Origin of the sequence: Bradyrhizobium hipponense, assembly GCF_008123965.1 — a bacterium.
Taxonomy (GTDB): Bacteria; Pseudomonadota; Alphaproteobacteria; order Rhizobiales; family Xanthobacteraceae; genus Bradyrhizobium; species Bradyrhizobium hipponense.
In genome coordinates this window covers 1-8,071 of the sequence record NZ_VSTH01000026.1, presented here as the reverse complement: position 1 = coordinate 8,071, position 8,071 = coordinate 1, and the positions used below count along the sequence as shown (strand labels likewise).

Sequence of the window (8,071 nt, the reverse complement as noted above, 5' to 3'; positions counted from 1 at the left end):
TACGCGGATGACTGCAACATCTATGTTCGCAGCCACCACGCCGGCGAAAGGGTGAGGGCCTCGACAAGCCGGTTCCTGACCGACAAGCTCCGCTTGAAAGTCAACGAGGCCAAAAGCGCGGTGGCGCGACCCGAGGAACGTAAGTTTCTCGGATTCAGCATTGCGAATGACGGGAGCGAGCGACGCATTGCGCCGAAAGCCCTCGACAAGTTCAAAGACCGAATCCGGGAAATCACATGCCGGACGCGAGGGATCAGTTTGCAGCAGATGATCGCAGACCTCACGCCATACCTCATCGGATGGCGCGGGTACTTCGGCTTCTGTCAGACCCCGCGCGTGCTAACGAACCTGGAAGCCTGGATCCGCCGGAGACTGCGGTTGTATCTCTGGCGGCAATGGCGGAACGGGCATAACCGATTCACGGAGCTTCGCCGCCTCGGCATCGCGAAGTTCGCCGCATCGGTCGCTGCCGGTTCACCGACGGGACTCTGGCGCATGTCCGGACACCCGGCGGTTCAACACGCCCTACGAAATCATGTGTTCGACTCTCTTGGTCTCCCCCGAATCTTCATGCCTGTGCCAGCTTAACCCGATCGAACCGCCGTGGTACGGACCCGTATGCCCGGTGGTGTGGGAGGGGTGACGTCGCGAGACGTCCCCCTATCCCGATCAATCCCAAATCGATTCAGTCTAAACCCATCCCGCTTTAGCTTAACCTGGTGTCCATCAAACCGGCAGCAGCTCAAACATCAATCTTGCGCCGGAAAGTAGCCGACCGAGCGAAGCTGAAGCATTTAAGCGCCAGACGAGCCGATGGCACGTATCCAAGTGCTGCTAAATAGCGCTACCGGATGATCGCTCGCCAGCTTCATCCGGTCGGTCCGTCGCTAGATGTTCTCAAAGAGGTGGCAGCTCTATATTTGGAACGTCGCCAACATCAATTCCGACTGCCTGAGCCTTCTTAAGGACGTCCATGGCAGTCCGAACAAGCGCATAATCCAGTACCATCGTTGTCTTGTACCGAACCGCGCCCTCGCCGCGGGAAGTGGCCTCTGCCAAGACCGATATGATGTCACACGCCTCATGGATCTCCTCCTGCGATGGCGAATAGATCTCATTGATGATGGGGATATGGCTGGGGTGGATCGCCGACCCAAACGATGCTCCCATGCGCTTCGATCTTTCGCCAATTCGCCGCACTGACTCGAGGTCATCCAATCGTCCCATCATGGCGCCCTCGACCTGTACAATCCCCGCAGCGCGTGCCTGCAGCGCGGAATAGGCTCCGAAGTAAATCCCCTCTTCGGTCGCGTGGTTGAGGCCTAGGGAGCGAGCCCCGTCTCCACCTGGGGTTGGGCCACCAGAACAGCCGGCTCGTTTAACTCGCTGGGATGCCGTGCAAAGCTGGTACAGCCTGTACATCCCCAATGCAGATTCCGGGTGTGGCCAAATCTCGATTCGGCCGGCCGGCAGCCCTCGCGACCTCTCCAACTCCCCAAGCACAAGATCCAGAGCGGCAATCTCTTCCGGATCGTCCGTTTTAGCGGGCGCCACCCCGTCGAGGCCATCGATTGCAACCGCATTAAGGTCGTCTAGCAGATAGCCTGTTCGCCATCCATTGAGCCTCACGAAACGCCCGAAGGGGCCGGTGCGTAGCTCCCTAATAGCTGCCGCGACTGTGTTGCGAGCTTCAGCTTTCTGAGTAACCTCGACCGAGTCTTCGAGATCGAAAATCAGGGCATCCGCGCCATATTTGGGCGCCTTTAACATCCAATCGAGTTTGTCTCCAGGCACATAGAGCATCGAGCGATACCAGCGAGCTTCTCGATATGTCTGAGGCATAGTTTCTTCCTCGTTTGAATTCACATTTCCAACGCCGCATCAATGTCGGTGCCTCTTCCTGGCTCGGGGGCGACCGTTGTAGCTTGAGGCCTTTTTGCATGTCTGAATTGCCTGCGCACCTACCTTTCCTTGTGGGCTGCCGTCGCCCGATCAAAGTCGGCGGGAGCAGCGGCGTTGCCGAAACCGCTGCACGATCCGAACGGTCACTGCGACCGACGCGTTTGCATGGCGCCAGCGGCTTCGCGCCATGCAAACGGACAAGTCTGAAACGTACTCCCGGGGCCCGCATGCCGGCCCGCCGGGCCGCTGCACACCGACGCGGCAGGTCTACGCAGGAAGGTCGATCGCCTTCGTTGCAGGGAGGCGAGCTAAGTTAAGTAGCGCTTTCTTCGAATATGCGATAAGGATGCCCCCTTCAAAATCTGAGACAAACACCTAGTGTTCTGTCCCGCAAGTTCGTAGCATAATTATTGCATGGGTTTTCGGGTATCCTGATCGAAGGAGATACCCGATGCGCACCGGACGCCCGAAGGCGATGCTGACGATTTCCAGCGACGAACACGCGGAGCTCACGGCCATAACACGGTCGCGCTCGCTCCCTGCGGCGCTGACGCTGCGAGCAAAGATCGTGCTGGCCTGCGAACGTGAGCCGAGCAACGCCGCCGTGGCGACGCGGCTTGGTGTCGGCCCCCATACGATCGGCAAATGGCGCAATCGCTTCATCGCAAATCGCATCGAAGGTCTCTACGACGAGATGCGTACCGGCAGGCCCCGCACGGTTGAGGATGAGGCTGGGGCCGAACTGATCACCAAGACACTCGCTCGCAAGCCCAAAGCCGCAACCCATTGGAGCGTGCGCGCCATCGCCAAAGAGACGGGAATCGCCAAAAGCACGGTTCATCGCCTGTTCCAACTCTTCGGTCTGCAGCCTCACCGTACCCGCAGCTTCAAACTCTCGACCGATCCCTTCTTTGTCGAGAAGCTGCGCGACGTGGTCGGGCTCTATCTCAATCCGCCTGACAAGGCCGTGGTGCTTTGCGTCGATGAGAAGAGCCAAATTCAGTCCCTCGAACGAACACAGCCCATGCTTCCTATGGGGTTCGGCTACATCGAGGGCGTCACCCATGATTACCAGCGTCATGGCACGATATCGGCAGGCCGCTTTCGTTGCGCAGCCACTTGGCCAAACATCCAGACCCGGAAGCTCTTTGTTCTTTCCATCCTCCGTCTCTGGATCAGGTCAATCAATTTATCGTCGGCCGCCTCGCAATGCATCGCACGAAAGCGCCCCCTAGCAGGCGTTGAAAAAGGCGCTCGCCGCCGACCGGCGACCATGATTCATTGGCTCCGATGAGATTCGGAGACGGTGCGTGCGCGGCGGTGACAATCGAACGGGCGAGCTGTGGCGCTGGCGGTGCTGGAGCGCGAGTTTGCTGCGCTCTATTCGCCGATTGGGCGGCCGTCGATCCCGCCGCCGGAGAAGCTGCTGCGGGCGATGCTGTTGCAGGCGTTTTATTCGATCCGCTCCGAGCGGCTTCTGATGGAGCGGTTGGAATACGACCTGCTGTTCCGCTGGTTCGTGGGAATCGGCGTCGACAACACGGCCTGGGACCATTCGGTGTTCTCGAAGAACCGCGACCGGCTGCTGGAAGGCGACATCGCGGCGAAGTTCCTGGCGGCGGTGCTGGCGCAGCCCAAGGTGAAGAAGCTTCTATCGAGCGATCACTTCTCAGTCGATGGCACGCTGATCGAGGCCTGGGCCTCGATGAAGAGTGTCAAGCCGAAGGACGGCTCAGGCGAGCCGCCGGCCCAAGGCGGCGGCCGCAATGCCGACGCGGACTTCCATGGCCAGAAACGCTCGAATGACACCCATGCTTCGCCCACCGATCCGGACGCCAGGCTGTAGCGCAAGGGCAAAGGCAAGGAAACGAAGCTGTGCTTCATCGGGCACGGGCTGATGGAGAACCGCCACGGCCTGCTGGTCGACGCCTGCCTGACGCAGGCCGACGGGCATGCCGAGCGGGTGGCCGCGCTGCACATGATCGAGCCTCGTGCCGACCGGCCGACAGCGATCACGCTTGGCGCCGACAAAGCCTACGATGCGGAAGACTTCGTCAACGAGCTGCGCTCGATGAACGTGACGCCGCATGTGGCACAGAACACGAGCGGCCGTAGCTCTGCGATTGACGGGCGAACGACCCGGCACGGCGGCTATGCCGTCAGCCAGCGCATCTGCAAGCGGATCGAGGAGGCATTCGGCTGGATCAAGACGGTTGCCGGGCAAGAGAAGACCAGCTTCCGTGGCCGTGATCGCGTCGCATGGGCCTTTACCTTCGCTGCCACCGCCTACAATCTGGGTCTCCCTCCGGTGAAGCTTTCAATTACCCATAACTTTGACCACCCGGGCTGATCCGCTGATCGGCGAAATCTTGAGTCGAAAGAATCACTTGTGATTCCTTGCTGAGCACCTGAGGGGGTGCTCTATGGCGATGACACTAAAGGGGCGATCGGCGAGAAGCTGTTTGCGGTCCTTGGGCGAAGACTGTTGGATTGATCAGGAGATTGCTGGATGCGAGTTTAGGGACGCGCGGCTCGGCGATAGATTCCGCAAACTGCTCACCCAGATTGGAGGCGCCATGGGACAGAGCATTCCGCTCGTCTGCCAGGACTGGGCGAACACCAAGGCAGCCTACCGCTTCTTCTCGAAGCGGACATTCAGGCCGGCCATTTCCAATCGACGCGTGAGCGTGCCGCCAACGCTGGCGGTCTCCTTCTTGTGCTGCACGACACAACCGATCAACGCGAAAGTTCAGAAGCGATCGGCATCACCAAGAGCGTAAACAGTGGACGGGATAAGGCGGGTCGCCTCAGATCGCACACGGTTTGCGGCATCCTGATGCACTCCAGCCTGGCGATAACGACCGAAGGGCTGCCGCTTGGACTGTCGGCCGTCAAATTCTGGAGCCGGGATAATTCAAGGGGGCCGCCTCGATTAAGAAGAAGATCAATCCGACGCGCGTTCTTATCGAGAAGAAGGAGAGCATCCGGTGGATGGACAATGTCCGGCAATCCACGGAGCTGCTGGGTGATCCAAGACGGTGCGTCCATGTCGGTAATCGCGAGAGCGACATTTATGAGCTGTTCTGCGCGGCCCGAGAAGCTGGAACGCATTTCGTGATCAGGACTTGCGTTGACCGCTTGGCTGGCAATGGGGGTCAACGATCGCCGACGAAATGGGCGAGGTTGCCGTCGAGGGACGGCATCGCATCGATGTCAGAGACACCAACGGCGATGGCGCCGAAGCCATTCTTGAGATCAGGTATCGCAAGATTCGCGTCCTACCGCCGATTGGAAAGCAGAAGCGCTATATCCCGCACTAATCTTGACGGTGATCCATGCGAGGAGCGCGTGACGCCGAAGAACAGGAAGAAAATCGAGTGGAAGCTGATCACAGATCTGCCTGTTGGTTCCCGCACTGAGGCCATTGAGAAGCTTCGAATGGTATGCTTTGAGATGGAAGATCGAGGTGTTCCACAAGATCCTCAAATCGGGCTGCAAAGCTGAGGAATCGAAGCTTAGGACCGCCCAGCGTCTGACTAATCTGATCTCGCTATTTTGCATCCTGAGTTGGCGGGTCTTCTGGATGACGATGCTCAAGCGTTCTGCCCCAGATGCGCCCCCAACCCTTGCGTTAACTGCAACTGAAATCGGCGTACTCGATCGCCTCGTCAACGACAAACCAAAATCAAGACAGGAAACGCTCTCGCACTATCTGATCAAGATCGCCCGGCTCGGCGGCTATCTCGCTCGCGCCAGCGATCTGCCGCCCGGCAATACGGTCATGTGGCGCGGGCTGTCGCGCCTCACCGACATCGCACTGGGCGCTATGATCGGATGAGAATTTGTGGGTAATTGAGAGCCGGTGAGGACCGCGTAGCGGTCACTCAGGCTGCTTGGTTGACTTGCTTATTTCGCTCGCGCCAATTCCAGGGTAGAAGTTGGTCGAGCCGTTGGACCGGATGTGCAGCGATGCGTGCCAGGACGTCGGCGAGCCAGGCTTGTGGATCCACGTCGTCCATTTTGGCTGTTTATGCCGCCCGCCGAACTATGCCGAGTCGGGTCGTGTTCCCCAGATTTCTCGCTGACCGGCGTTTGGTCGGTTCGGCATAGTTCGTTGTGTGCCTCCGCTGGCATCAGCGGAGAACAGGAAGATGGAAGTTGAGGAGTACTTGGGCCGAAGCCGGCTGTACCGGCGGCTCAGAAGCGGGCCGCACGGACGGCTCGTCGAGTGCTACGCCGTTCGTCTCGTCGAAGAGAGGCTCGTTCGGCACGGCGCGTGGCGTTGCCTCAACGTAGTTGGCGGGCTCCTGAGTTGGATCGCGGGCCGTCGCTATAAGCTGGTCGATCTCGATGAGCAGGGTCGTTGAGCGGTACCTCCGACATCGAGGCGGGAGGCACTCTATCCAACTGCTGCGCGAGGAAGGCGCGATCGCGCCGTTGGTGCTACCGCCTCTCACCCCGCACGAACGGATCTTCAAGGAGTTCGATGCCTACCTGCGATCAGAGCGCGGCTTGGCCCCGAGGTCCATCGTACGCCATCTCCCGGTCATCCGCAGGTTTTTGCACGAGGTGTGCTCCGGCGGCGCCGCCCTGGGCAAGATCAACCAAGAGGACGTGATCCGCTACATTGAGCGCCACGCCCAGGATTGGAGCCCGATAACAGGCAAGGCAATGTGCTGGTCGTTGCGCGCCTTTCTCCGCTACCTCCACCATCGGGGGCTGAACGCGCGCCCATTGGCGGATTGCGTTCCATCGATGCGACGATGGAAGCTCGCAACTCTGCCGACCTATCTGCCTGCCGCTCAGGTACAGAAGGCTCTTGACGGTTGCGACCGAGAGGCGGTGATGGGACGGCGCGACTACGCCATTCTGTTGTTGCTGGCCAAGCTCGGCCTGCGGGCCAACGAAGTCGCAACGCTATGCTCGATGATATCGACTGGCGCGCCAGCGAGATGCTCGTTCGCGCCAAGGGCCGACAGCGTGCACGGATGCCGATACCGTCAGACGTTGGCGCGGCCATCGTTGCATATCTCGGCAGTGGCCGCCCAAAGTCGTCGCGCCGACGGTTGTTCGTCCGCACACTCCCGCCGCACATCGGGTTTGCTTCCGGATGTGCGATCACCATGATCGCCAAGGCCGCCCTTGATCGCGTTGGAATCGAAGGTTGCGCACACCGCGGCGGCCATATCTTCCGACACAGTCTCGCTACCGAGCTTCGCTGATCCAGCGCGTGCTCGCCATACCAAGCAAGCGCCACGATAAGCGACAGGTGCACTTCCTGACGCGCCCCGAGATCGAGACGGTTCTCGAAGCGCCCGATCGAACGAGGTGGCTTGGCCGCCGTGATCACACCTTGCTGCTGTTCGCGGACCAGACGGGCTTACGCCTCTCCAAGCTGACTGGCCTTGAGCGGGATGCCGTCCACCTCGGGTCCTGGCGCACACGTACGATGCGTCGGCAAAGGGCGGAAGCAACAGCGCTGTTCCCAAACGTGCACGGCGGCCGGCTCAGTGCCGACAGCGTCCAGTCGCTGCTGGGAAAGCATGTTCGTCTCGCTCACAAGAATTGCCCGTCTTTGAAGGCCAAGAGCGTGTCACCGCATGTGCTGAGGCACAGCGCTGCGATGGAACTGCTGCAAGCCGGCGTCGACTGCTCCGTGAACGCGCTATGGCTCGGTCATGATGGCGTTTGACACCTTCTGTTCCGTGCCACTCCATATAGAGTAATGCATAATATCCCGATGCACATGCGCTGCAATATTGGCATAGCTGTACGATCACAGACCAAGGTCTAACAACCATCAGACACACACGTTATTCGGGTGTACGTTCTTGGCTTGTCCGACTGCAGTGTTTCCTGCATCTCCGCACGACGCAATCCGCGGTGACGCCTTTTTATACGGTCCCAGCAACTCGCCCAGTGGCCCTGTCAGGTTTGCCCAATACACAACATCACCTCGCCGGCCCTGGATTGCGCCAGCAGACCTATCTTCGAAGATGCTTCAACCACAGATGAGCGACTTCTTTAGTGGCTCTACCTGGTTGATTTATGCCCGCCCTACCGAACTGTCTCCTGGTCTGCACTCATTAGTTGCTTCTATGAATAACCCGAGGGCGCGACTTCATTGTGAGCGTCATGCAGGGACCACGCGCTAAGGTCTGATCTGGTC

5 protein-coding genes and 5 pseudogenes are annotated in these 8,071 nt (G+C 59.7%); 8 read left to right on the top strand and 2 right to left on the bottom strand.

What is annotated here, in order from left to right; translation table 11 throughout:
• Positions 1-588, top strand: a 588-nt coding sequence (locus FXV83_RS09335; protein WP_148738892.1) for a group II intron maturase-specific domain-containing protein, incomplete at its 5' end; no start/stop codon positions are given.
• Positions 589-897: 309 nt separating this feature from the next.
• On the opposite strand, the gene FXV83_RS09330 is transcribed toward FXV83_RS09335, so the two are convergent.
• Positions 898-1,842, bottom strand: a complete 945-nt coding sequence (locus FXV83_RS09330) for an HpcH/HpaI aldolase/citrate lyase family protein (RefSeq protein WP_148738891.1) — start codon at positions 1,840-1,842, stop codon at positions 898-900.
• Between the two features lie 511 nt (positions 1,843-2,353).
• On the opposite strand from FXV83_RS09330, the pseudogene FXV83_RS09325 reads away from it, so the two are divergent.
• The 4 genes and pseudogenes from FXV83_RS09325 to FXV83_RS43940 all read left to right on the top strand — a co-directional run.
• Positions 2,354-2,989 (top strand): annotated as a pseudogene (locus tag FXV83_RS09325) (IS630 family transposase); the annotation flags it as partial.
• Positions 2,990-3,247: 258 nt separating this feature from the next.
• Positions 3,248-4,252, top strand: a pseudogene (locus FXV83_RS09320) (IS5 family transposase); the annotation flags it as partial.
• 73 nt (positions 4,253-4,325) lie between these two features.
• Positions 4,326-4,682 carry an IS4/Tn5 family transposase DNA-binding protein gene (locus FXV83_RS43945; RefSeq protein WP_347341042.1) on the top strand — a complete coding sequence of 119 codons (357 nt, stop codon included), beginning with the start codon at positions 4,326-4,328 and terminating at the stop codon, positions 4,680-4,682.
• Positions 4,683-5,368: 686 nt separating this feature from the next.
• Positions 5,369-5,740: a hypothetical protein gene (locus tag FXV83_RS43940; RefSeq protein WP_235939351.1), complete on the top strand. Its 372-nt coding sequence runs from the start codon at positions 5,369-5,371 to the stop codon at positions 5,738-5,740.
• Positions 5,741-5,786: 46 nt separating this feature from the next.
• Here the strand turns inward: FXV83_RS43940 and FXV83_RS09310 are convergent.
• Positions 5,787-5,930 (bottom strand): annotated as a pseudogene (locus tag FXV83_RS09310) (transposase domain-containing protein); the annotation flags it as partial.
• A gap of 322 nt (positions 5,931-6,252) precedes the next feature.
• Here FXV83_RS09310 and FXV83_RS45390 point away from each other — a divergent pair.
• From FXV83_RS45390 to FXV83_RS09295, 3 genes and pseudogenes are all read left to right on the top strand, one after another.
• Positions 6,253-6,609, top strand: a pseudogene (locus tag FXV83_RS45390) (site-specific integrase); the annotation flags it as partial.
• A 212-nt stretch (positions 6,610-6,821) separates the two neighbouring features.
• The gene (locus tag FXV83_RS45385) at positions 6,822-7,124 is read left to right on the top strand and encodes a tyrosine-type recombinase/integrase (protein ID WP_148738888.1); all 303 of its coding nucleotides are present in this window, start codon (positions 6,822-6,824) and stop codon (positions 7,122-7,124) included.
• A pseudogene (locus FXV83_RS09295) lies at positions 7,124-7,591 on the top strand (tyrosine-type recombinase/integrase); the annotation flags it as partial. The gene FXV83_RS45385 and the pseudogene FXV83_RS09295, both read left to right, overlap by 1 nt.
• Positions 7,592-8,071: the final 480 nt, after the last annotated feature.